Genomic DNA, 26863 nt, shown 5'->3' with positions numbered 1-26863 from the left:
AGGCGACGAATAGAAAGGAGAAGGGTGGTCCGTATTTGCTGAACTGAATACGGGCTACGGACGGTGCTAAAAAGATAGTTATTCCTAGAACTGACAGTTCTTCGTCATAACTCCTATTTTAGCTTTGTCCGCTTGACGCCCTTAATATCTTATAAATGCCTAAACGTACTGATATTCAAAAAATTATGGTGATTGGTTCTGGTCCAATTATTATTGGTCAGGCTGCTGAGTTTGACTATGCTGGAACTCAGGCCTGCTTGTCTTTGAAAGAAGAAGGCTACGAGGTTGTCTTGGTGAACTCAAACCCTGCAACCATCATGACTGATAAGGAAATTGCAGACAAGGTTTACATCGAGCCAATCACACTTGAGTTTGTGACTCGTATTCTCCGTAAGGAACGTCCAGATGCCTTGCTTCCAACTCTTGGAGGTCAAACAGGGCTTAACATGGCTATGGAGTTGTCTAAAAATGGTATCCTAGATGAACTTGGTGTCGAACTTCTAGGGACTAAATTGTCTGCCATTGACCAAGCTGAAGACCGTGATCTCTTTAAACAATTGATGGAAGAGCTGAAACAACCGATTCCAGAATCAGAAATTGTAAATACAGTTGAAGAAGCTGTTGCCTTTGCTGCGACGATTGGATACCCAGTTATCGTCCGTCCTGCCTTTACTCTAGGTGGTACTGGTGGTGGTATGTGTGCCAACGAAGCAGAATTGCGAGAGATTGCTGAAAATGGTTTGAAGTTGTCACCTGTTACCCAGTGTTTGATTGAACGTTCCATTGCTGGTTTCAAGGAAATTGAGTATGAAGTCATGCGTGACTCAGCTGATAATGCCCTTGTTGTTTGTAACATGGAAAACTTTGACCCTGTCGGGATTCACACAGGGGATTCTATCGTATTTGCGCCTGCGCAAACCATGTCCGACTATGAAAACCAAATGCTTCGTGATGCTAGCTTAAGCATTATCCGCGCTCTCAAGATTGAAGGTGGATGTAACGTTCAGTTAGCTCTTGATCCACACAGCTTTAAGTACTATGTCATCGAAGTAAATCCTCGTGTATCTCGTTCTTCAGCTCTTGCCTCTAAGGCAACAGGTTATCCAATTGCTAAATTGGCTGCTAAGATTGCGGTAGGGTTGACCTTGGATGAAGTTATTAACCCAGTTACAGGTTCAACTTATGCCATGTTTGAACCAGCCCTTGACTATGTGGTGGCTAAGATTCCACGTTTCCCATTTGACAAGTTTGAAAAAGGGGAACGTCGTCTTGGTACCCAGATGAAGGCAACTGGAGAAGTTATGGCCATCGGTCGGAACATCGAGGAATCTCTCCTTAAAGCTTGTCGCTCTCTAGAAATCGGTGTCCATCATAATGAAATGCCTGAGCTTGCAGATGTTTCAGATGATGCCTTGATTGAAAAAGTTGTCAAGGCTCAAGATGACCGTCTCTTCTACGTATCAGAAGCTATTCGTCGTGGTTATACACCAGAAGAGATTGCTGACTTAACTAAGATTGATATTTTCTACCTTGATAAACTCTTGCATATTTTTGAGATTGAACAAGAATTGGGCGCACATCCTCAGGATGTCGATGTCTTGAAAACAGCAAAACTCAATGGTTTCTCAGATCGTAAAATCGCAGAACTTTGGGGAACTACAGCTGATCAAGTTCGCCAACTTCGTTTAGAAAACAAGATTGTCCCAGTTTACAAGATGGTAGATACTTGTGCCGCAGAATTTGAATCAGAAACTCCGTACTTCTACTCAACATATGGATGGGAAAATGAGTCTATCAAGTCTGATAAGGAATCTGTACTTGTCCTAGGTTCTGGCCCAATCCGTATCGGTCAAGGGGTAGAGTTTGACTACGCAACTGTTCACTCTGTTAAGGCAATCCAAGCTGCTGGCTACGAAGCCATCATTATGAACTCAAACCCAGAGACAGTTTCAACAGACTTCTCTGTATCTGATAAACTCTACTTTGAACCATTAACGTTCGAAGATGTTATGAATGTTATCGACTTAGAGCAACCAAAAGGTGTTATCGTTCAATTTGGTGGTCAAACAGCTATCAACCTTGCGGAGCCATTAGCAAAAGCTGGTGTGACTATCCTTGGTACTCAAGTTGCGGACTTGGACCGTGCGGAAGACCGTGACCTCTTCGAACAAGCCCTCAAAGACTTGGATATTCCACAACCTCCTGGACAAACAGCAACCAATGAAGAAGAAGCAGTACTTGCTGCACGTAAAATTGGTTTCCCAGTTCTCGTTCGCCCTTCATATGTTTTGGGTGGACGTGCTATGGAAATCGTTGAGAATGAAGATGATCTCCGTTCTTACATGCGTACTGCGGTTAAGGCAAGTCCAGACCACCCTGTTCTTGTTGACTCTTATATCGTCGGACAAGAGTGTGAAGTCGATGCCATTTCAGACGGACAAAATGTCCTCATTCCTGGTATCATGGAGCATATCGAACGCGCTGGTGTCCACTCAGGTGACTCCATGGCGGTTTATCCTCCTCAAACCTTGTCGCAAAAAGTGCAAGAAACGATTGCAGACTACACCAAACGTCTTGCAATTGGCCTCAACTGTCTTGGTATGATGAACATTCAGTTTGTTATAAAGGATGAGAAAGTATACGTCATTGAAGTAAACCCTCGTGCCAGTCGTACCGTTCCGTTCCTTTCAAAAGTAACCAATATCCCTATGGCACAGGTAGCGACTAAGCTAATTCTCGGTCAAAGTCTTGAAGAGCTTGGTTACCAAGATGGGCTTTACCCAGAAAGCACTCGCGTTCATATCAAGGCGCCAGTATTCTCCTTTACCAAGCTAGCTAAGGTAGACAGCCTTCTTGGCCCTGAAATGAAGTCAACAGGGGAAGTCATGGGTTCTGATACCACTCTTGAAAAAGCTCTCTACAAGGCCTTTGAAGCTTCTTATCTTCACTTACCAACCTTTGGTAATGTTGTCTTCACCATCGCGGATGATGCAAAAGAAGAAGCTTTGGATTTAGCTCGTCGTTTCCAAAATATTGGCTACGGAATCCTTGCTACTGAAGGAACTGCAGAGTTCTTTGCAAGTCATGGATTGCAGGCTCAACTCGTTGGAAAGATTGGTGATGATGAACACGATATTCCAAGCTACGTCCGCAAAGGAAAAATTCAAGCTATCATCAACACAGTTGGTACCAAACGGACAGCTGATGAAGATGGTGAACAAATCAGACGTTCAGCAATTGAACATGGAGTTCCTCTCTTTACAGCTCTAGACACAGCAGATGCCATGCTAAAAGTATTAGAAAGCAGAAGTTTTGTCACAGAAGCGATTTAATAAAAAGATTCTCATTTGAGAATCTTTTTTTATGAAAGCGTTGCTATCATTTTTCACAAATAATTAAATGCAAAACCTGGACCTAAGTAAATATATAAAAATAGTATAATTTAAAATTAATTGATTTTAAAAGATAGACATAATATTGGACGGTATACATTTACATATAAGTATATATAACAAATCAAAGGATGTTTAAAAGGCCTAAAATATAATAAAGTAAACGATTTCGGGAGTACATAATTATTTGAAGTTATGTTAGATTTATGGTATGATAGAAGTGCTGAAGTAGGAGAAAAATATTGTATTCTAGGTTCAAATACGATATAATTTCTCTACTGATAGTAAGAAAATATAAAAGGAGAACTTATCAAAATGATAAGAAAGGAACAACAACGTTTTTCTTTGAGGAAATATAAGGTAGGTGTTGCATCCGTATTTTTGGGAACAACTCTTAGTTTTATGTTAGCAAATGGAGGTGCAGTAAAAGCTTCTGAACTTCCTGCACAACCAAGTTCTGAAGAAAAAACAGAGTTGGTGAAAAAGGATAGTAGTGAGGATTCCTCTAAAAAGGAACAGAATGTTGTAGAAAATGTTGCAACAACTGAGCTTGCTGAAGGAAACAAAGCAGAAGAAGCTACACCAGCAGTAACTGAATCAAAACCAGCTACAGAAGAAACTGCCAAAGTGGAAGAGTCTGCTAAACCAGAAGTTGCTGAAGTTGCTGAAGGAGAAGCTAATAAAGCAGAAAATACTGAAGAATCAAAACCAGCAGCAACTGAATCAAAACCAGCTACAGATGAGTCAAATAAACCTAAAGTTCGTAACCGTCGTGCGACTACGGAAGATGCAGTTTCTGGAGATCACAACACTAAACCAGTAAGTGTTAGTACTTATTTAAAAGACGGTGAGACTGTTGATCCATCTATCACTAATCCTAACGGGGCTACTGTTAAATCACAAGATGTACCAGCTGGTTATTCTGCTAAAGAAGGCGATGTCTACACTTATAGCATCGTAGACCTTACTCGCTTTAACGAACGGTATCATACAAACTACTACACACGTGCTTACAAGAGATTTGATGATTCTACTGATACTACTGTAGAATTAATTGATAAAAACACTGGTAATGCAGTAGAAACTAGAACTATTACAGCGACAAGTGGTGTTCAAAAATTTGCTACGACTGCAACTGCATCTAATGGCGAGTTAACGTATCAAGTAGATTTCGATAAAGGGACACCTGCTAGTAAGGCTGAACCTGCTCAACCATTCTTACAATACGGATTTGAAGTTGGTGCTGCTATCCAAGCTTTGGTAGCTCCAGGACATAATCTTACTACTGAGGAACAAAAACTATTCGATGCTGTTTATGCTGCAAGAACTTCTACAGATATTATAAATGTTGTAGAACCAGCTTATAATGGTCGTACAATTACTGATACAAATAGTAAAATTCCTAGCTTTGTTGAAAAGACAACCTACTACAGAGTAGTTGATAAAAACAATGCTACATTTAATGCTAATAAAACTGATGCAACAGTTCAAGATTATGAGCCAAATGGTAATGAAGTAGATTTAGCTAAATATACAACTAAAGCTATGGAAGGACAAAATTTTACAGCATCTGGTGAGCGTCAATTTGATGGGTACAAACTTTATCAAAAAGCTGACCCAGATACGACATCAGGTTATGTAAGCCGTCCTTACAAAGTTGGTACTAAATTTATGGATGCTGAGCGTGCAGGAATCAAACGTATCAAAGAAATCGTAGGTGAAGACGGAACAGTAGTAGTTCGTGTTTACTTACTAGATCCAAAACAACAAAGCAAACGTTCAGATGGTTCACTAAGTACTGACGGTTACATGTTGCTTGCAGAAACCAAACCGATTAAACCGGGAAAAGCAAATACCGAAGATTTGGTAGTTAAGAAGTCTCCACTTTATACTATTCCTTTCACAGATAGTAAAGGTGTAAACTATCCAAACGGTAAAGAATTTCCATTTGACTTCCAAAAAGCTGGTGGCTACACGCCTAAGAAGACTGTATTCATTCCATTCCTGGGAGATAACATTGGTCACCTTTCTCCAAACGAACAATTAGTTCGTGGAATAAATGGTATCGGTACAAACGTTGACTTGCTCAACTCATTGACACCATACAAGCAACCAATTTATTACTATGTCAAACGCGAACCAGCAAAAGTTACACCAGAATTCGAAAAAGAGCTTGCTGGACGTGTATTAACAGATGGAGAATTCAGCTTCAAGTTAACAGAAGAAAAGAGTACTCCAGATAAACATGAAGAAACTGTTACAAACAAAAATGGCAAGGTTACATTTAGTGAATTATCATTTAGCAATCCTGGTACCTATAAATATAAGATTACAGAGTTAAAAGGTTCTGATGCAAACGTTGACTACGATGCGATGACAGTTACAATGACAGTTACGGTAACTGAAAAAAATGCATTGGGTGATCTCGAAGCTACCGTTAAGTATAGTTCTGAAGGTGGATTTAGTGCAGATGCTAATGATAAAATCTTTAACAACTATGTAGTTTCACCAGTAGTTACTAAGTTTGATTTTACGAAGAAACTCGCAGGTCGTAAACTTAAGGCAGGTGAATTTAGCTTCGTCCTTAAGAATGCAGCAGGTGAAGAAGTTGAAACTGTTAAGAATAAAGAAGACGGAACTGTTACGTTCTCAGAATTATCATTCGATAATACAAAAGTTGGTACCCATACTTATACAGTAGAAGAGGTTATCCCGGCTACTAAAGAATTAGGAATGACTTATGACACCATGAAAGCAACGCTTACTGTGGAAGTTTCAAAAAATGGACATACCCTAACAACAGTAACAAATGTCAGCTCAGCAGATGGTGTGAATGAAAATGGAGAATCAACAGATGGAACGGAAGATAAAGAGTTTAACAATAAAATAACTCCTCCAGAGACACCTGTATTCCAACCAGAGAAATTTGTACTGAACAAAGAAAAGTATGACATCACTGGTACTAAATTAGTCGATGATGACAACGAATTGACTAATGAGTATACAGAAACCAATGCTAATCCGTACGCTGATAAAACTAATAATAACGAAGCAGAAAATATCAATACTAAGACAGTTGAACGTGGCGATAAATTAGTTTACCAAGTATGGTTGGATACTAAAAACTTCTCAGATAAGAACAATATCCAATCTGTTGGAATCTCTGATACTTATGATGCTGAAAAAGTAACAGTTAATGCTGCTGATATTAAAGCATATGACAGTGTAACTGGCCAAGATGTAACTGCTAAGTTTGATATTAAAGTTGAAAATGGCGTTATTACAGCAACTTCTAAGGCTTCTATGAACAAGTCTTTAGGTGATGTGGATAATACTCAAGTTATAGACACAACTAAATTTGAATTTGGTCGCTACTATAAATTCGATATCCCAGCCACTGTTAAAGACACAGTTAAGGCAGGGGCTGATATTGAAAATAAGGCCAACCAAATCGTTCATGTCTACAACCCAGTAAGCAAATCAGTAGAAACACCTGAAAAACCAACTCAGAAACGTGTCAACTCTGTACCAGTTACAGTTGATCTCAAGTTCACTAAGAAGTTGGAAGGCCGTACTCTAGCAGCTGGTGAATTTAGCTTTGTTCTTAAGAAAGACAATGTTGCAGTTGAAACTGTTAAGAATGATAAAGATGGTAAGATTACCTTTAAGAAATTTAAGTTTGGTAAAGATGATCTTGGCAAGACCTACACTTATACTGTTTCAGAAGTTGCAGGTACTGATACAACAGTAACTTACGACGACATGGTTGCAACAGTTACAGTGAAGGTAGCCCATGATGGTACTGCTAAGGCAATTGTAGCAACTGTTACTGACGCTCCAGATAAAGAGTTCAATAATACTGTAACTCCACCGGAAGAACCTAAGTTCCAACCAGAGAAATACGTTGTTTCTAAAGAGAAATACGATATCACAGGCGACAAGCTTCTTGATGATGACAAAGAGTTAGCAGATAAGTACGCGGATACCAATGTGAACCCATATGCGGACAATACCGTCAATAATGATGTGGAAAACTTGAATACTAAGACAGTTGAACGTGGCGATAAATTGGTTTACCAAGTATGGTTGGATACTACTAAGTTTGACGCAGCTAACAAGGACAACATCCAATCAGTAGGAATCTCAGATGACTACGATGAAACTAAGTTAGAACTTGATTCTACTAAGATCAAAGCTTATGACTCAGTAACAGGCGCAGAAGTAACTGATAAATTCGATATAACTGTGAACAACGGTGTGATTACTGCGACACTTAAAGCTGGCTTCACGAAGTCACTTGGCGATGCAGAAAACACTCAAGTGATCGATACAACTAAGTTCGGCTTCGGACGTTACTACAAGTTCGACATCCCAACAACAGTGAAAGCTGATGTTCCTGGCGGAGTAGATATCGAAAATACTGCGGCTCAAGTAGTCAACTACTACAACCCAACAACTAAGAAAGTTGAAAAACCTGAAAAACCAACTGAAAAACGTGTAAACAACGTACCAATTCAAATTGAACTTGACTTCAAGAAAGCTCTTGCAGGTCGTCAATTGAAAGCCAACGAGTTTACTTTCCAATTGTTAGACGATGATGAATTCAATGTTCTTGAAACAGCAACCAATGATAAGGATGGTAAGGTTAAATTCACTAGCCTTAAGTACACAAACAATGATATCGGTGTTTACCGTTACAAAGTAGTAGAAGTTGCTGGTACAGACTCAACCGTTACATATGACAATATGAAAGCTGTTGTAACAGTCACTGTTTCTCATGATGGTACGGCTAAAGCTTTAGTTGCTAAGGTCGGAGATATTGCCGATAAAGAGTTTAACAACACTGTGACTCCTCCAGAAGAACCTAAGTTCCAACCAGAGAAATACGTTGTAACTAAAGAGAAATACGACATCACAGGCGACAAGCTTCTTGATGATGATTCTGAGTTGACTGATAAATATGGTGAAACAAATACAAATCCATATGTAGATGGAACTTCAAACAACGAAGCAGAAAACTTGAATACTAAGACTGTTAAACGTGGCGCTAAATTGGTTTACCAAGTATGGCTTGACACAACTAAGTTCGACGCAGACAACAAGGATTACATCCAAACAGTAAGTATCTCTGATGACTTCGACGAAACTAAGGTTGATGTAGACGCTTCAGCTATCAAGGCTTACGATTCAGTAACTGGTGCGGATGTGACTGACAAGTTCGACATTAAGGTTGAAAATGGTGTTATGACCGCAACTCTTAAAGCCGGCTTCACTAAGTCACTTGGAGACGCAGACGATACACAAATCATCGACACAACTAAATTCGAGTTTGGTCGCTACTATAAATTCGATATCCCAGCCACTGTTAAAACAGACGTTAAAGGTGGAGTAGACATCGAAAATACAGCAGCGCAAATTGTAAACTACTACAACCCATCTACGAAGAAAGTTGAGAAACCAGAAAAACCAACTGAAAAACGTGTCAACTCAGTTCCAATTGAAGTCGAATTCAACTTCACTAAGAAACTCGAAGGCCGTGAGTTGAAAGCTGGTGAGTTCAGCTTCGTATTGAAAGACTCTAAAGGTACTGAAATCGAAACAGTTCAGAACGATAAAGATGGTAAGGTGAAATTCGCTAAACTTGAGTTCACTAAAGCCCAAGTTGGAACTCATAAGTACACTGTAGAAGAAGTTACAGGATCTGATGCGACAGTCACTTACGACTCTATGAAGGCTGAAATCACAGTAGAAGTTAAATACGATGGTACAGCTAAAGCACTTGTGAAGACACTAACTGACGCTCCAGATAAAGAGTTCAATAACACTGTGACTCCACCAGAAGAGCCTAAGTTCCAACCAGAGAAATATGTATTGGATACAGCTAAGTTCTCAATTACTGATAACAAACTTCTTGATGATGATTCTGAATTGGCAGACAAGTACGGAGATACCAACACAGATCCGTATGTAGATAAAACTGATAACAACGAAGCAGAAAACATCAATACTAAGACTGTTAAGCGTGGAGCTAAGCTCTACTACCAAGTATGGCTTGATACTACTAAGTTCGACGCTGACAACAAGGATAACATCCAATCAGTAAGTATTTCTGATGACTTCGATGAAACTAAGGTTGATGTAGATGCTTCAGCTATCAAGGCTTACGATTCAGTAACTGGTGCAGATGTGACTAACAAGTTCGACATTAAGGTTGAAAATGGTGTTATGACCGCAACTCTTAAAGCTGGCTTCACTAAGTCACTTGGAGACGCAGACGATACACAAATCATCGACACAACTAAATTCGAGTTTGGTCGCTACTATAAATTCGATATCCCAGCCACTGTTAAAGCAGACGTTAAAGGTGGGGTAGACATCGAAAATACAGCAGCGCAAATTGTAAACTACTACAACCCATCTACGAAGAAAGTTGAAAAACCAGAAAAACCAACTGAAAAACGTGTCAATTCAGTTCCAATTGAAGTCGAATTCAACTTCACTAAGAAATTGGAAGGCCGTGAATTGAAAGCTGGTGAGTTCAGCTTCGTATTGAAAGACTCTAAAGGTACTGAAATCGAAACGGTTCAGAACGATAAAGATGGTAAGGTGAAATTCGCTAAACTTGAATTCACTAAAGCCCAAGTTGGAACTCATAAGTACACTGTAGAAGAAGTTACAGGATCTGATGCGACAGTCACTTACGACTCTATGAAGGCTGAAATCACAGTAGAAGTTAAATACGATGGTACAGCTAAAGCACTTGTGAAGACACTAACTGATGCTCCAGATAAAGAGTTCAATAACATTGTGACCCCTCCAGAAACACCTGAGTTTAACCCAGAAAAATATATTCTTAACGAAGAGAAATTTGACATTACTGGAACTAAGCTTTTGGATGATGATAAAGAGTTAACTGATAAAGTAGCTGATACCAACAAAGATCCATATACGGACAAAGTTGATAATAATGAAACGCAAAATATCAATACTCAAACACTCCATAAAGGTGATAAGGTTGTTTACCAAGTATGGCTTGATACAACTAAATTTACAGAAGCTCACAATATTCAATCTGTTGGAATTACAGATAAATATGACAGTGAAAACTTGGATGTTAATGTAGCTAATATTAAAGCTTACGATTCAGTAACTGGTGAAGATGTAACAGCTAAGTTTGATATTTCAATTGTGGATGGTGTCATTACTGCTACATCTAAGGCTGACTTGACTATGCCTCTTGGAGATGCAGAAAATACTCAAGTAATAGACACTGCTAAATTAGCATTTGGACGTTACTACAAGTTTGATATTCCAGCACGTATCAAGGGAACTGCTAAAGAAGGTGTAGATATTGAAAATACAGCTTCTCAAATTGTTCACCAATATGATCCAACTAAGAAATCAGTTGAAAAACCAGAAAAACCAACTGAAAAACGTGTTGTTAATATTCCAGTGAAAGTTGAATTCAACTTCACGAAGAAATTAGAAGGTCGTGCGTTGAAAGCTGGTGAATTCAGCTTCGTATTGAAAGACAAAGATGGTAACGTGATTGAAACCGTAAGCAATGATGCTGAAGGTAAGATCAAGTTCTCAGCTCTTGAATTCAAACGTGGTCAAGAAGGTACTTATATTTATCATGTAGAAGAAGTGAAAGGTAAAGAGGCTGGAGTTGAGTACGATAAGATGGTTGCTACAGTTGGAGTTGCTGTGACGAAGGACGGTAAAGTATTAACTCTTACTTCACAAATGCCTGAAGATACTGAGTTTAACAACAAGGTAACACCGCCAACACCGCCAACACCGCCAACACCGCCAACACCGCCAACGCCGCCAACACCGCCAACACCGCCAACGCCGCCAACACCGCCAACACCGCCAACACCGCCAACACCGCCAACACCGCCAACACCACCAACACCGCCAACACCGCCAACACCATCAACACCACCAACGCCGCCAACACCGCCAACACCGGTAACACCGCCAACATCAGAAAAACCTAAAGGTCCTGAGTTGCCAAATACTGGTGAACAATCTAAATCTGGAGTTGTTGCACTTGGTGCTGCGCTTGGTCTCGTAGGTCTAGGTTTGGTTGCAAAACCAAAAAGACGTGAAGACTAAGATTGAGATGACATCAATATTTTGATGTTGAAATAACAATTTTAGCTTTAAAATGAAGAGGCTTTGCTCGTAAGAGCAAGGCCTCTTTGTTATTTTCTTATAAAAAAACCCGAGGACTTATTCCTTGGGCTTTTAAAATTATAGTAGTTTAATCTTGTTTCTTTTTATAACCGACAAGACCTGCAAATCCAGTGAGAAAAGCAAATCCAAGATATGCTAATTGGGAATTTTGCTCTCCTGTTGCAGGTAGCTGACTACCAGGTTTAATCAAAGTTCTTTCTGATTGTATTGACTCTTTTTGACGTTCAGAACCTTGAACTTGAGTTTGAGGTTGAACTTGAGTTTGAGGTTGAGTTTGAGTTTGAGGTTGAGGTTGAGGTTTAGGCTGAGGTTGAGTTTGAGTTTGAGTTTGAGGTTGAGGTTTAGGCTGAGGTTGAGGTTGAGGTTGAGGCTGAGGTTGAGGTTTAGGTTGAGGTTGAGGTTGAGGTTGAGGTTGAGGTTGAGGTTCAGGTTGAGGTTCAGGTTGAGGTTGAGGAGTTGGTAATTCTTTGACTTTGTATTCAAAAATCAGATCTGTAGTTCCTACTCCGACTTGGCCTGATTGTTGTGCACTGCTAATACGTTCGTATGTTTGACCATTATAAGAAATTTCGTCCGGTGCAACAGCAATGTAGGCAGAACCGTTATCTGCATTTGAAGCAATAACGACAGCTGGTTGCAATTCAGTTGTGGTGTTTTGAAGGACAAATCGTGCAATGACATTTCCTGAAGCAAGTTTGTAGTCATAAATTACTGTTTTATTTCCCTTAGATACTGTTCCTGAAACATCAGCAGAACCCTCACGATGACCAACTAGATTATAGACTAGACCGTCTTTTGTAATTACTTTTGGTGCATCTGTAGTATAGTTCGTACCAAAGTCTGCGTTTTCAGAAACTGTTTGAGAGTCTTGTAATTCGGTATCACTACCTGTAATGAGGAATTGTACCGTCACTGTTCCTTGAGAAATTGTATAAGTAATTGCTGTATCATTAGTAGCAGAAGTTGCAGTAGGAAGAAGGTATCCCTTTGTTTCATCAAGTGGATCTACAAAGGTTAAGATTTTTCCAGTTGCATCTTTTGGTTCTAACCCTTCAATATATGGTAGAGTTGCAGTTGGCGCTGAAATAGCAGTTGGATTAGAAGAATCATTTAAATATGCAATCTCTTTAATAGCATTTGATGGTTCTTTTCCTGATGCATAACTAATTGTATAAACACCGACTGGTCGGTAGACAACAATATCAGAAATGTCATCAGATTCAGCTAGGATTCCAGTATGACCTCCAGATTTATTAAGATCAGGAGAGATTGTTACATTTGATTCTTTAGATACGACAACATATCCATTTTTGACTGGATTTTCATAATCTGCGAAAGTAGTACCGTCTTTAGACACCCAATCTTCAAGTGTTGTTTCTCCAGTTACCAAATTGATAGTTCCTTTTCGGCTAAAGTTTAAACTATCTGTTTTTGAAACGATGTCAGCTTCTTGGCGATTGTTACCATTCTTATCTTCAGTAACATAGGTGATAGTACGAGTTACTTTTTCTGATAAATGATTGAGATCACTAATAGATTTTCCGTTTGGAGCTTTAGGAGTTGGATAGATGCTACCATCGGTATCTCCTGGAACAACTCGGCCAACTTGAATTGGTTGTGTTTCAGAAAAATCTACAATTTTTGGTGTAAAGCGAACGATGAATTCCTGTACGCCATCACCATTAATGTTTGAAGCATCTCGGTCAAATTTTGCTGGTCCATTTTTATCAAATTCGTTCTCAACTAGTTTATAACCTTGTTTCAGGTATTTAGCAATCGTATCTTTTGTTGAGTAGTCAATCTTTTCACCAGTATGGCCAACAAAGTCGCTTGAACGTTCAAGTTCCTTGCCATTTTCATCTTGATAAATAACACGGGCAACTTCATTAAGTTTGACATAGAGCATATCCCATACATCCAGGCTAGGAACATCAATTGCAGCCATCCATTGACCAGCCCCGCTATCATAATATACATTAGCAGTAGTTTCGCGAAGTTTAATATTATACTTTCCATCTACTGCATCTGGGGTAGCCCAGTAGATATTCGCATGTTCGGCCTGATCTTTTGAAATTTTACCAAGTGGCACAAAAGCTTGGATGTTAGTCAGTTTGGTAGTGGAATTAACAGCACTATTCCATTTGTTTTCAGTAATTCCAACAAGATTAATTAAATGAGCAATTCGGTCACCAGTTTTAGTTTCTTTTGTGATGGTATAAACGGTACCAGATTGAACACCATCTGAATTATCAAGATTAGAACCGATAAATTTACCATTTACAAGAACATTTGTATTGTCTCCAATACGGCGAGTATCATGTGCTAAAGTTTCGCGTCCACGAAGGAGTTCTTGGTAGGCAACGATAAATTCTTGGTAGTTGAATTCTGCATTAGCAAAATCAGCATTGACTGGTAAGTTTTGATTGAGGTACCATTCAGCCTGAATAACACCAAAACCTTTTTCATCTTGAGATGTATTGAGAGCAGCAGTGGTCATATGATAACCTCCACTTGCTGCAATAATTGCATCTGTTAGTAATTCATTGTCTTTGCTGAGTTTTGCTGCATTTTTTTCACGGTGTGTATAAGCAGCGATAATTGGAGATTTTCCGTTGTATAAATCTCGCATACGCTCAGTCAAGCGTGTTAAGGCTTGGTAGGTAGAATCATGGGCGATGCTATCTCCCCAAACTTCCGCATAAGGTGCAGAGACATTGGTTTTTCCTAATCGATCAGCATCTCCAGTAGAGATATCGTTGATCATGAAGTCATAGCCTTCTTTTTTGAGGGCCTCTGTTGCAGCTGCGGCTAGCTTTGGATAGTTATCACTTAAAGAGAAAGCTTTTCCAGGTTCGTTAACTTTTTCAACCAAGTTAGTCCCCATAGTGTCCCCTTGCCAACCATCGAAGCCGCCTTCTTTCATGGCTTTTAACATTACATTGATGATAAAGTTTTGCCAGTTCGGATCTCCTGGATCAAGAAATTGTTGGATGTCAGTCGCTGTAACATCACCAGTCTTTCCAAAGTTGAAGTGATCTTGCAAGTTGCGTACGATCGCACTTTTTACTTGGTCTGGGATTTTTTCATCAAGAGACACAGCGTAAATCATATTATAAAGCATAGCTTTAGCACCAGTTGAATGGACATGAGAAACCAACTCTTTTACAGCTTCTGTGTCAATAACCGGTAAGTATGTTTTACGTTTTTCGGGATCTGTTTCATCTTTCGGAATCAAGAAAGTAGCCCAATCTTGAGTGAATCGTTCAACATTAGCTGGGAATGGATTAGCAGGAGTATTGTAAACGTCGTAGAAGAAGTAGTTATTGATGTGCATATTGGCCAATTGGTCAATACTATTTTTATATCCTTCCACTTGCTCTTTAGTGATCGAATTGTGATTGTCTTTTGAACCTGCTACAACACCATAACGTGGATATACAGTCCAATCATCTTCAACTGATAGACCAGCTACCTTGTGAAATTCTTGTTTTCCATCAGCATTCTTTCCGATGACGTCAATGAGATAACCAGAATTTGGAGAGAAAACAGAGTTTGGAATGACAAGTGAATTTCCTGGAGCATTTTTCAACTCATAAATAACTTTGTCTAGATGAGACACTGTCAAATCAGACGAAGTTACGTCAGGATTATTGATTGAGATGCTAACATCCTCCCCACTTTTATATGTGGCTTTGTTAAATGTTACATCGTTTTGGATTTTTGGTGTGTTATAAGTGCTTGTTGCCACTGAAGTACTACGAGTTGTTGGTTCAGTTGCACTTGCAGTTTGAGGCAAAGATGATGTCTCTTCACTTGAAGAAGTCTTTGGGGTTTCCTCACTAGTTGTTGTAGTAGGTTGCTCACTAGTGGTCTCCTCACTAGTTGTTGTAGTAGGTTGCTCACTAGTGGTCTCATTACTAGTGGCTGGTTGACTTGATGTTGTTACGTTTGTAGATGAAGTTGTAGTTGAAGCAACTTCATCAGCCATAGCAACAGAACTTAACATTAAAGAACCAAAGACCGTAATCATAGATACAAGTACTTTATTTCGCTTACGGAAATAGCCGTGACCTTTTTCTTGAGAAAAGTTATTTGAAGATTTCATTATATCCTCCAATCATAGTATTTTGTTAGTTGAAATTATACGACAGTTCATAAGAAAATGTCAACAAAAACGTAAACTTTTTGAAAACAAAATGAAAAACTCATGAAAGTAAAGTGAAAAAAACTTGAAAAAAATTAATAAAAATACTTGACTTTTAAAATAATTTTTGTTACGATTTTTCTGACTTCGAAGAACAAAAATTCTTTTTGCTTGATAAGCATAAATAAAAAACATTTAAAAAGGAGTTTGTCATGTCATCGTTAAAGAATAATAAAACGATTAAGTATGCCTTGAGAAAAACCTCAGTTGCTTTTGGTTCTGTTGCAGTCGCAACAGTGATTGCTGCTGCAGGTATTGCTACTGTATCTGCCGATGAAACTTCATCAGTAACTACACCTGTTACTACTTCAACTACAACAGTAGCTGGAGAAGAAACAAAAGAAGTTGCGGTTCCAGAGAAGTTGGAAGAAGCTAAAACTGCTGCCACAAATGAAGGTCTTGAAGTTAAAGAAACTGAGACTAAAAAGCAAGATTCAGAGGAAGCTGCTGCTAAAGATTACGAAAAACAAGTTACTGATATTAATAAAACTGTAGCTGATTATAAAGCTGAAGTGGCAGCAAATCAAGAAGCTTACGAAAAAGAAAAAGCTGAAGTTGATGCTAAAAATGCTGCTACACAAGCAAACTACGATAAAGAGCTTGCAGCTTACAACGAAAAACTTACTGCTTATAAAAAAGAATTGACTGAAAAATCAGCAGAAAAAACAGCAGTAGAAAAAAGTAATGAAGAAGCACGTGTTGCTTATGAAAAAGCTCTTGAAGAATATAACACAGCACTTGCAGCATACAATGCATCTGTAACAGCAAATCAAGAAGCTACTGAAAGTAATAAATTAGCTCAAGCAGAATATGAAGCTAAATTAGCTGACTACAAGACTAAAAAAGCTGCTTATGATGAAGCACAAGCTGCTTACTTGATTGAGCTCGAAATTTACAACAAGAAAAAAGCACAATACGATGATGCTAAAGATGCCTTCAATAAGATGGTTGCAGAGCGTGGTGGAAATCCTGAGAAATACAAACAAGATTTGACATTCCTCTCTGAAGAACTTGCTGATGGCGAAACAACTAAAATCACACACCAAACAACTGGATTAACAACTTACTTGACAAAAGAAGGTCATTCTCGTATGTACGGCGATGGGAAAGCTACAAAAATGTATGAAACAAAGAATCTTCAAGATTCTGATTTGACAACTACAAATCCATATGCCAACAATGAAATTGAGTGGGGAGTTGTAAAAGTCGGAGACAAATTTGATGTGACATACACAGGACTTACTCAAGCTAAAATTGTAAAAGGTAGCGAAGAAAAACGTATTGCAAAAGTTGTTTATAAATACGAAGTGAAGAGCCTTCCATCATCAGATGGAAAAGGAATCGTTCAAATTTATAACGATCCAGCAGTTACAATGACAATTGGTAGCTCAACAGATACTGAAAACCCAGTAACTGTTGGTGTTGACATTGAGTTTTACGATGAAAATGACCAATTAATTGATTTGTCACAACACAATGCAATCCTTGCCCTTAACTCACTTAACCACTGGAATGGTGCATCTTATGTTGAAAATGACAAACCTCGTCCTCTAGTTGTTGAAGCTAAAGATAGCGAAGGCAATACAGTTCGTGGAACTTGGGATCCATATTCAGATGGAACTGAACCAAAACTCGATGGTGCAAACGTTGTTGTGAAAAGCGGTAAAGCTGACTTCGGTAGTGCAGAAGTTGATATCAATGCTGATAATCCTTTGAAAATTGTTGCTCAAAAAGCAACATGGGTTGATGATGCCTTCAAAGTAACTGAAGAAACAACAGTTGATGCTACAACAGTGAACGCATCTGGTGGCGGAAATGGTCACTCAGTTGGTACTGAAGATTACACATTTGGTGATAAATCAGATGTTATCGGTTCTTACACTGTAGACGCTACATCAGGTGTTTTGAGATACACACCAAAAATGAAACACCAAGATACTCCTCACGTTGAGTCTGTAAACATTGGTGACAAAGAGTTTATTAAACTTCCAAATTCAAGTGTAGACCAAGATTCATCTACAAAAGAAGTATCTGCTAAAGAACAAAACCAATACATGGATCAAGGTGCTACATTTAATGCAGACTCTTCAAGTGAAACTAAGGGTTGGGATGATCCTACGAGCCCTTACCTTTACTATGGTGGTGCTGCTGTTATTTTGAAAGATGGTCATCTTGAATTTACAGCAAAAGGTGCTAACGCAACAGGCGAAGCAACTATCTATTGGTTCTCTATCAACTCAAACGTTGGCTTCCCTCAAGATCCAGGTGAAGAGCCAGTTAAACCAACAGAACCAACACCTCCAGTTAAACCTGAAAAACCAGAATTGACAGAAGTACCAACTGTTAAAGAAAAACCAGTTCCACCGACAGAACCAGAATATAAAACTGTACCTGTCTTACCAAGTGAACCGGTTAAACCAGAAGCACCTGAGTTGGTGAAGGATCCTGTTAAGAAAGAAACAGAAAAACCAGTTGTTGAATGGAATAAAAATGTTGTGCTTATCAAGGAAAATGAAAAACCACAACCTAAGCCAGAACCAAAACCAGAGCCTAAGCCAGAACCAAAACCAGAGCCTAAGCCAGAGCCAAAACCAGAGCCTAAGCCAGAGCCAAAACCAGAGCCTAAGCCAGAACCAAAACCAGAGCCTAAGCCAGAACCAAAACCAGAGCCAAAACCAGAGCCAAAACCAGAGCCAAAACCAGAGCCTAAGCCAGAACCAAAACCAGAGCCAAAACCAGAATCATCTAAGAAATCATTGCCAAATACTGGTTCAGTTGAACAATCATTCATGACTTATTCAGCACTTATTGGTTTAGCTACTGCCGGTTATGCTTTGTCAAGAAAGAAAAAAGAAGACTAATTCATTCTGACAATTTAAAAAGAGAAGACTAGTTTAGTCTTCTCTTTTTTTGACATTCTCCTATAAAATTTAAAATATTAAACCGTTTTCACTTGACAAAAATTGGTCTATACCATATAATGAAATAAAGAAATATGGAGGAACAATTATGAAAGTTATTCAAGTAAAAAATCCTGAAGAAGGTGGAAAAGTAGCTTTTGAAATTTTAAAAGAAAAGTTAGCAAACGGTGCTCAAACATTAGGACTTGCGACAGGTAGCAGTCCACTTGAGTTTTATGGAGAAATCGTTAAGAGTGACCTTGATTTTTCAAATCTTACAAGTGTTAACTTGGACGAATATGTAGGTCTTGATGGAGATAACCCACAATCTTATCGTTACTTTATGCAAGAAAATCTATTCAATAAAAAGCCATTCAAAGAAAGCTTTTTACCGCGTGGTGTAAAAGATAATGCAGAAGAAGAAGTAGAACGTTATAATCAAATTCTTGCAGATCATCCAGTAGATTTACAAATCTTGGGAATTGGCCGAAATGGACATATTGGATTTAATGAGCCAGGAACTCCATTTGATAGTCAAACACACCTTGTAGATCTTGATCAGTCTACTATTGAAGCAAATGCTCGCTTCTTTGATAAGATTGAAGATGTACCAACACAAGCTATCTCAATGGGAATCAAAAATATTCTAGATGCAAAATCTATTCTTCTCTTTGCTTATGGTGAATCTAAGGCAGAAGCTATCGCTGGAACTGTTGAAGGTCCAGTTACTGAAAGTCTTCCAGCAAGTAGTTTGCAGAACCATCCAGATGTAACTATTATTGCGGATGCTGGAGCACTTAGCCTGCTTGAAAAATAAAAAATTCACGAACCACTTGCTCTTTGTAGTGAGTGGTTTTTTACTTCAAATGTTCACTATCCTGCTAAGGTGGTATAATATAGCTATATAAAGGAGGTTCGAACTTTGATTTATATAATCGGTTTTATTTGTTTTTTACTTTTAATGTTACTGTTTTATCGTCTCATTCAGCAATCAAAGAACCCTTCAGGTATTCTAGGAAAACGAATGATGAAATTGTGGAATAGAGCCTATCTCCCCATGTTTGTATGGGCAATTCGTCATCTGGATAGGACATTTTACCCTGTAATCTTAGATGTAGGAGTTGGGAACGGCCGTTCAACCATCCTACTGAAAGAAACTTTTCCGCAAAGTACTATAACTGGAATCGATATTTCAGATACCGCAATAGCTCAAGCCAAACAGATAGAGATGACTAATCTAAATTTTGAACGAAGAGACGTTAGGGAGACAGGTTTTTCTGATGAAAGTGTTGATTTAATCACAGCCTTTCAAACTCATTTTCATTGGCAGAATCTAGAGGCTTCTTTTATGGAAATTCGAAGAATACTCAAATCAGACGGGATGCTCTTACTGGCTTGTGAATATAACAAGTTATCTTACTTTTTACCACAGGTTCAAAGCGAAGAAGCATTTAGACGATTCTTGTTATCAGTAGGGTTTGAGCTCGTAGCTAGTCAAAGAAAGGGATCGTGGATCCTTTATAAAATTCGTAAAGGATTTGTTAAAAAGTAGCTTTTTTAAAATCTTTTACAGGAGGAATCAGAATGAATACGAAGAATAGGAATTTGATAGAAGATAATAAAAAGGCTGAAAACCAAAGCTTTCTCTATTATTTACACGAGGAAAAAGTATTTGATAGGCAGTCGCTGGCTAATTTATGTCACTACGTAGAAAAGATCGATTCTATTAGTATAGATCAGCTGAGGGATTTGCATTTTATTGAAAATCAAATTCTTCGTCATCTGGTATATCATTTTGATAGCAATGACTTGAGTAAGATTTCAAATCTTCCTGATGAATATTGGGAATATATTGAATCTTTTGAACAAGCAGTAACAAAGTTGTATGATTTGATAAAGTATAGGTAAGAAAGTAATTAATAAACTGGAAAATAGGAATAAATGTAGGCTTCCCCTTGACATTTATTCATTATGCATGTAAAATAGAATAGATCTTGAACTTGAAGGGAGTGAAAAAAATGTCTAAAACAGTAGTACGTAAGAATGAATCTCTTGACGATGCACTTCGTCGTTTCAAACGTGCGGTTACTAAAGCTGGTACTCTTCAAGAAACACGCAAACGTGAATTCTATGAAAAACCTTCTGTAAAACGTAAACGTAAATCAGAAGCAGCTCGTAAACGTAAAAAATTCTAATTGAAGTGAAAGGCTAGACTTGTCTAGTCTTTTTTGTATTCTTAAGACCCGAATAATTTTACATGTTTCAATGATTATTTAGGAATTGGATAAAAATCAAACTTAAGGATGTAATAACTGAATATTATAACTCTATTTACTTTTATTTGACATTTAAAATAATTATTCGTTTTAGTTGATTTTAATTGAAAAATAGAGTAAAATTGTGCTAAAATAGTGTAATTTTACACGGAGGTAAATAGGGATGAAAAACCAGAAAAGGTTTGGAAAATTATTAATCACTTTATTGTCTACAGGTGTGCTTTTGGCCGCTCTTCAAAGTCAAGAAATCATCACTGCTGAAGAAACAACGACAGCTGAGCAAATTTCTACAACAAGTGCTGAAGCAACAACTTCTGCTGAAGCTGTAACAACTACAGAAACTCCTGCACGTGAAGCAAGAGAAGTAGCTGCAGAAGTGACTGGTACTATTAAAAACCATGATATTAAATATTATGAATACTACACAGATGTAGACCTTTCTTTTTCAATTACAGATGATGATGTGAAAGAAGGCGACTATGTTACAGTTACATTAGAAAACGTCGCTGTCTTAAATCAACTAAATGGCAAGGATGTCACTTACGAAGGTAAGACAATTGGTAAAATTTCAATTGTTTCGTTTGAAAACGTCAATAAAGCACGTCAAGGTTCAAACGATACAGCTCAAATGCAACAAGCTGAATTGGAATCAACACGCGCGACATTAAAAATTACATTTACGAAAGCTATTGAAGCTGAAAAACCAGATGTATTGAAACAAGTCAAGTTCCAAATTACATCAGATAACGCTTATAATGGAGCTGTAATCGCAAATAAAGACTACACTTTAAACCAAGTGATTAAAGTTGGATCTTCTTCTGTGACAAGTACAGTAGATATTCCGAAAGTAGAACAATTTGCTACTGAGACAAACTCAATCCACTTCACACCTTCTGGAAATACGATTAAATTCAACGCTGATGGATCATATGAAACGACTACACAATTCCAAGTTCGTGGAAGTGAAGGTATGAAAGTTGGTTCAACTGTTGAGTTAGAATTCAATGATGCTTCAGGTATCGAGTGGAAAACAAGTGGAGATGATGCAATTAAAGTGGGCGACACACACCAAGCTTACTTTATCTTACCTGTCTATAGTAGCTATAGTGTTAACCAATATGGTGCTTATGTGTTCCCGACAGGTGTAGCACCTAAGTTTAAAGTAACTTCAGTTTCAGCTAAGAAAATCACACTTGAAATGATTTCAGGAGATGTTCCAAAAGAATTAGGAGTATTCTTCGGTGTTGGTCAAAACCGTATTAATATCATCGATAAATCTAAGATTGATCTTGAAAAAATGCAATATGATGTTTCGAAAGTAGCTACGGCAACTATTGATGGGAAAGATTCAAAGGGTATCTATATTTACCGTATCATTAATGATTCTGCAGGTGCACAATTAGTTCTTGATACGCTTGTAACAGACTACAAAGATATCGATACAAAAGAAAATCTTAAACCACAGGATAAGGGTTGGAAAGATCCAGCTACTATTGATGGTTATGAGTTTGTGAAAACAGAAAAAGATCGTGAAGGAAATCGTATCCACTGGTATAAAAAAGTAGAACAAACTACGACAACAACTAGTACTACGACTACAACTACCACGACTACAACTACCACGACAACAACAGTAGAGCCAACTACTACTTCAACAACTACAACGACAGTAGAGCCAACAACAACTACAACGGCAGAAGCGTCAACTACCACTACAACAACAGAAGAATCAACTACCACTACAACAACAGAAGAATCAACTACCACTACTACAACAGTTGAGACAACTCCAGGTAAATCAAGTGAAGAAACTCCTTCAGGTAAAACAACTGAAGAAACAAGACCTGAAACTACGTCTACAACATCTGAACCTAAAAAGGAATTGCCAAATACTGGTTCTAAAGAATCATTGTTTGCAACTGGTGTAGCACTCTTGGTAGCTGGTCTTGGAGTCTTGGGCTTAAAGAAACAAGATAACTAAAGTGCACTATCTATTATGAAATAATAGTCCGAAGGATTAGACAACAATTTGTTGTTTAATCCTTTTTTGTATCGTTCAAATATTATCAGATAAATTAATAGCGTAAACACGGTAAAAAATACAAACTTCTTCCTACAATCTGATATAATAGTAAGAGAACTCGATTTAAGGAGAAATATATGTCGGTTTCAGTAAAAGAAGTAATTGAGAAGCTTAGATTAGACATTGTCTATGGGGAGCCTGAATTACTTGAAAAGGAAATTAATACTGCAGATATAACGCGACCTGGTCTCGAAATGACAGGCTATTTTGATTACTATACTCCAGAGCGTATTCAATTGTTGGGGATGAAGGAATGGTCCTATCTGATCAGTATGTCTTCTCACAACCGTTATACTGTTTTGAAAAAAATGTTCCTACCAGAAACACCAGCAGTTATTGTTGCGCGTGGTCTAGTTGTTCCTGAGGAAATGTTAAAGGCAGCTAGAGAATGTAAAATCGCAATTTTAACAAGTCGCACAGCTACAAGTCGTCTTTCTGGAGAACTGTCTAGTTATTTGGACTCCCGCTTAGCGGAACGTACAAGTGTACATGGGGTCCTAATGGATATTTATGGTATGGGTGTTCTCATTCAAGGTGATAGTGGAATCGGTAAGAGTGAGACAGGTTTAGAACTAGTTAAACGTGGTCACCGTTTGGTAGCAGACGATCGGGTAGATATCTATTCTAAGGATGAAATGACTCTCTGGGGTGAACCTGCTGAAATCTTGAAACATCTGATCGAAATTCGTGGAGTAGGGATCATTGATGTCATGAGTCTATACGGTGCCAGTGCAGTTAAGGATTCTTCACAAGTTCAGCTAGCTGTTTATTTGGAAAATTATGATACAAATAAGACCTTTGATCGCTTAGGAAATAATGCTGAAGAACTAGAAGTTTCTGGAGTTACCATTCCACGTATCCGCATCCCAGTTAAAACAGGGCGCAATATTTCTGTAGTTATCGAAGCTGCTGCCATGAACTATCGTTCTAAGGAAATGGGCTTTGATGCGACGCGTCTGTTTGAAGAAAGATTGACGAAATTAATTGAAAAGAACGAGGTGCAAAATGATTGATCCAGTTGCTTTTCAAATAGGTCCATTTGCCATTAGATGGTATGCACTTTGTATCGTTTCCGGCCTTATCTTAGCGGTATATTTGGCAAGTAAAGAAGCTCCTAAAAAGAAAATCTTATCAGAAGATATTCTGGATTTTATCTTAGTGGCTTTCCCTTTGTCAATCATCGGCGCGAGACTTTACTATGTTATTTTTAAATTTGACTATTATAGCCAACATTTAGGGGAGATATTTGCTGTCTGGAATGGTGGTCTTGCGATTTACGGCGGTCTAATTACCGGAGCGATTGTACTTTATATTTTCGCAGACCGTAAATTAATCAATACCTGGGATTTCTTAGATATTGCAGCTCCGAGTGTCATGATTGCTCAGAGTCTAGGACGTTGGGGGAACTTCTTTAACCAAGAAGCTTACGGAGCAGTTGTAGAAAACCTTGATTATTTACCTGGTTTTATTAAGAATCAGATGTATATTGATGGTTCTTATCGTCAACCAACTTTCTTATACGAATCTATCTGGAACCTGATTGGTTTTGCTTTGATTGTTATTTTTAGACGCCGATTAAATGGTATTCGTCGTGGTCATATCATAGCCTTTTACTTAATTTGGTATGGTTTTGGACGTATGATTATTGAGGGCATGCGTACAGATAGTCTCATGTTCTTTGGACTTCGAGTATCTCAGTGGTTGTCTGTTCTATTAATTGGACTTGGTATTTATATTATCGTTTATCAAAATCGGAAAAAAGCACCATTTTATAATGTAAAAAAGGAGAATTAAAATGTTAGAAGTTGCTTATATTATTGTGGCTATTGCCTTGATTGTATTTATTGTTTATTTGATTATTACCCTTCAAAAAGTTGGACGTGTAATCGATGAAACTGAAAATACTGTTAAAACGCTAACTTCAGATGTAAATGTTACTCTACATCACACAAATGAACTTCTTGCCAAGGTCAATGTTCTTGCTGATGATATCAATATTAAAGTTGCAACCATTGATCCACTCTTTACAGCAGTTGCAGACCTTTCTGTTTCTGTCTCTGACTTAAATGAGCAGGCTCGTGTCTTGAGTAAAAAAGCATCATCTGCAGGTTCAAAAACATTAAAGACTAGTGCAGGCTTATCTGCCGTTCGTATTGCAAGTAAATTTTTTAAAAAATAAAAAGGAGATAACTCATGGGTAAATTATCATCAATCCTTTTAGGAACTGTTTCAGGTGTGGCTGTTGCCTTGTTTCTAACAAGTGAAAAAGGGAAACGTGTTACTAGTCAGGCACAAGACTTTATTGAAGATCTGAGAGAAGATCCAGAATATGCTAAGGAACAAGCAATCGAAAAATTGACAGAAGTCAAAGAACAAACCAGAGATTTTGTTCTAAAGACAAAAGAACAAGTAGAATCAGGCGAAATTACCTTGGATTCAGTTCTTGAGAAATCTAAATCTTTAGCTCAACAAGCTACTGAAGCTTCAAAAGAGACCTTGAACAATCTCAAGGAACAATTGGAAGAAAAAGTAGTTGTTGAAGACCCAGAAGAAGGTCAAGAAATCATCATCGAAATCAAAGAAGATTAAAATAGAAATCACCATTTTTGATTCCCTTAGAGTCGGAGATGGTGATTTTTTTCTTGAGGGAAGTCTTTGTGGTATAATAAATACTATGCAGAAGAAACCAACATCAGCTTATGTGCACATTCCATTTTGTACACAAATCTGTTATTATTGTGACTTTTCTAAGGTCTTTATTAAAAATCAACCAGTAGACAGCTATCTAGAACATCTACTGCAAGAATTTCATTCTTATGACATTCAGAAGTTACGTACTCTCTATATTGGGGGAGGAACACCGACAGCCTTGTCTGCGCCACAGTTAGAGGTGCTTCTGGATGGATTGACTAAAAACTTAGATTTGTCAGTCTTAGAGGAATTAACCATTGAGGCTAATCCTGGTGATTTGGATGAGGACAAGATTGCAGTTTTGAAAAATTCAGCGGTCAACCGTGTTTCGTTGGGTGTCCAAACCTTTGATGACAAAATGCTGAAAAAAATTGGTCGTAGTCATTTGGAGAAAGATATCTATGAAAATATTGATCGTCTCAAGTTAGCAGGGTTTGATAATATTTCCATTGACTTGATCTACGCTCTTCCTGGTCAGACTATGGACCAGGTCAAGGACAATGTTGCCAAGGCCATCGCTTTGGACATTCCCCACATGAGTCTTTATAGCTTGATTTTGGAAAACCATACGGTCTTTATGAATCGTATGCGTCGTGGGAAGTTACCACTTCCTAAAGAAGAAGTAGAAGCTGAAATGTTCGAATATATCATTGCTGAATTAGAGAGAGCTGGTTTTGAGCATTATGAAATTTCAAATTTTTCAAAACCAGGTTTTGAAAGTCGTCATAACCTCATGTATTGGGATAATGCTGAGTATTATGGTATTGGTGCTGGTGCTTCTGGTTACGTCAATGGTGTTCGCTATAAAAATCATGGTCCTATCCGCCATTATTTGAAGGCAGTAGAAGAGGGAAATGCTCGCATCCATGAAGAACATCTGAGTCTAAGGGAACAAATGGAAGAAGAGATGTTTCTTGGACTTCGCAAGAAGACAGGAGTTTCAAAAGCAAGATTCGAAGAAAAATTTAGCACATCTTTTGAAAATTTATATGGTCAAGTTGTAAGAGATTTATGTCATCAAGGTCTTTTACAAGTAGAAGGTCAACAAATACGAATGACAAAAAAAGGTCTCTTTTTAGGAGATACAGTAGCAGAACGATTTATATTGGAGTAGA

14 protein-coding genes are annotated in these 26863 nt (G+C 38.0%); 13 read left to right on the top strand and 1 reads right to left on the bottom strand.

What is annotated here, in order from left to right:
- Nucleotides 1-155 precede the first annotated feature (155 nt).
- Both carB and HW271_RS05555 read left to right on the top strand, forming a co-directional pair.
- Nucleotides 156-3332, top strand: coding sequence for a carbamoyl-phosphate synthase large subunit (gene carB / locus HW271_RS05560; RefSeq protein ID WP_178895176.1), 3177 nt, complete (start codon nucleotides 156-158; stop codon nucleotides 3330-3332).
- Between the two features lie 375 nt (nucleotides 3333-3707).
- Nucleotides 3708-11513, top strand: coding sequence for an SspB-related isopeptide-forming adhesin (locus HW271_RS05555; RefSeq protein ID WP_178895175.1), 7806 nt, complete (start codon nucleotides 3708-3710; stop codon nucleotides 11511-11513).
- A 148-nt stretch (nucleotides 11514-11661) separates the two neighbouring features.
- On the opposite strand, the gene HW271_RS05550 is transcribed toward HW271_RS05555, so the two are convergent.
- Complete coding sequence (locus HW271_RS05550; RefSeq protein ID WP_178895174.1) at nucleotides 11662-15699, bottom strand: glycoside hydrolase family 66 protein; 4038 nt, start codon at nucleotides 15697-15699, stop codon at nucleotides 11662-11664.
- Nucleotides 15700-15950: 251 nt separating this feature from the next.
- Between HW271_RS05550 and HW271_RS05545 the strand changes: the two genes are divergently transcribed.
- The 11 genes from HW271_RS05545 (at nucleotide 15951) to hemW (ending at nucleotide 26862) form a co-directional block, all read left to right on the top strand.
- Complete coding sequence (locus tag HW271_RS05545) at nucleotides 15951-18659, top strand: GbpC/Spa domain-containing protein (RefSeq protein ID WP_178895173.1); 2709 nt, start codon at nucleotides 15951-15953, stop codon at nucleotides 18657-18659.
- 148 nt (nucleotides 18660-18807) lie between these two features.
- On the top strand, nucleotides 18808-19515 hold the full coding sequence (locus tag HW271_RS05540) for a glucosamine-6-phosphate deaminase (protein ID WP_049495524.1): 708 nt from the start codon (nucleotides 18808-18810) through the stop codon (nucleotides 19513-19515).
- 105 nt (nucleotides 19516-19620) lie between these two features.
- Nucleotides 19621-20250 (top strand): class I SAM-dependent methyltransferase, encoded by a 630-nt coding sequence (locus HW271_RS05535; RefSeq protein ID WP_178895172.1) that lies wholly within the window; start codon nucleotides 19621-19623, stop codon nucleotides 20248-20250.
- 32 nt (nucleotides 20251-20282) lie between these two features.
- Entirely contained in the window at nucleotides 20283-20606 is a 324-nt protein-coding gene (locus tag HW271_RS05530) for a hypothetical protein (RefSeq protein ID WP_178895171.1), read from the top strand.
- 110 nt (nucleotides 20607-20716) lie between these two features.
- Nucleotides 20717-20893: a 30S ribosomal protein S21 gene (rpsU, locus tag HW271_RS05525; RefSeq protein WP_000048054.1), complete on the top strand. Its 177-nt coding sequence runs from the start codon at nucleotides 20717-20719 to the stop codon at nucleotides 20891-20893.
- Nucleotides 20894-21137: 244 nt separating this feature from the next.
- Nucleotides 21138-22955, top strand: a complete 1818-nt coding sequence (locus HW271_RS05520; protein WP_178895170.1) for an LPXTG cell wall anchor domain-containing protein — start codon at nucleotides 21138-21140, stop codon at nucleotides 22953-22955.
- Between the two features lie 179 nt (nucleotides 22956-23134).
- Entirely contained in the window at nucleotides 23135-24070 is a 936-nt protein-coding gene (hprK, locus tag HW271_RS05515; protein ID WP_178895169.1) for an HPr(Ser) kinase/phosphatase, read from the top strand.
- Nucleotides 24063-24851, top strand: coding sequence for a prolipoprotein diacylglyceryl transferase (lgt, locus tag HW271_RS05510; RefSeq protein ID WP_178895168.1), 789 nt, complete (start codon nucleotides 24063-24065; stop codon nucleotides 24849-24851). The genes hprK and lgt overlap by 8 nt, the downstream gene beginning before the upstream one ends.
- 1 nt (nucleotide 24852) lies before the next feature.
- Nucleotides 24853-25236 carry a DUF948 domain-containing protein gene (locus tag HW271_RS05505; protein ID WP_024053556.1) on the top strand — a complete coding sequence of 128 codons (384 nt, stop codon included), beginning with the start codon at nucleotides 24853-24855 and terminating at the stop codon, nucleotides 25234-25236.
- 14 nt (nucleotides 25237-25250) lie between these two features.
- On the top strand, nucleotides 25251-25646 hold the full coding sequence (locus tag HW271_RS05500) for a YtxH domain-containing protein (protein WP_178895167.1): 396 nt from the start codon (nucleotides 25251-25253) through the stop codon (nucleotides 25644-25646).
- Between the two features lie 85 nt (nucleotides 25647-25731).
- Nucleotides 25732-26862 carry a radical SAM family heme chaperone HemW gene (gene hemW / locus HW271_RS05495; RefSeq protein WP_178895166.1) on the top strand — a complete coding sequence of 377 codons (1131 nt, stop codon included), beginning with the start codon at nucleotides 25732-25734 and terminating at the stop codon, nucleotides 26860-26862.
- The last annotated feature ends 1 nt before the right edge of the window (nucleotide 26863 follow it).

The sequence above is a fragment of the Streptococcus sp. oral taxon 061 genome (assembly GCF_013394695.1).
Lineage (GTDB): Bacteria > Bacillota > Bacilli > Lactobacillales > Streptococcaceae > Streptococcus.
Note: the sequence above shows the minus strand (reverse complement) of the source record. Positions and strands in the feature narration are given on the sequence as shown.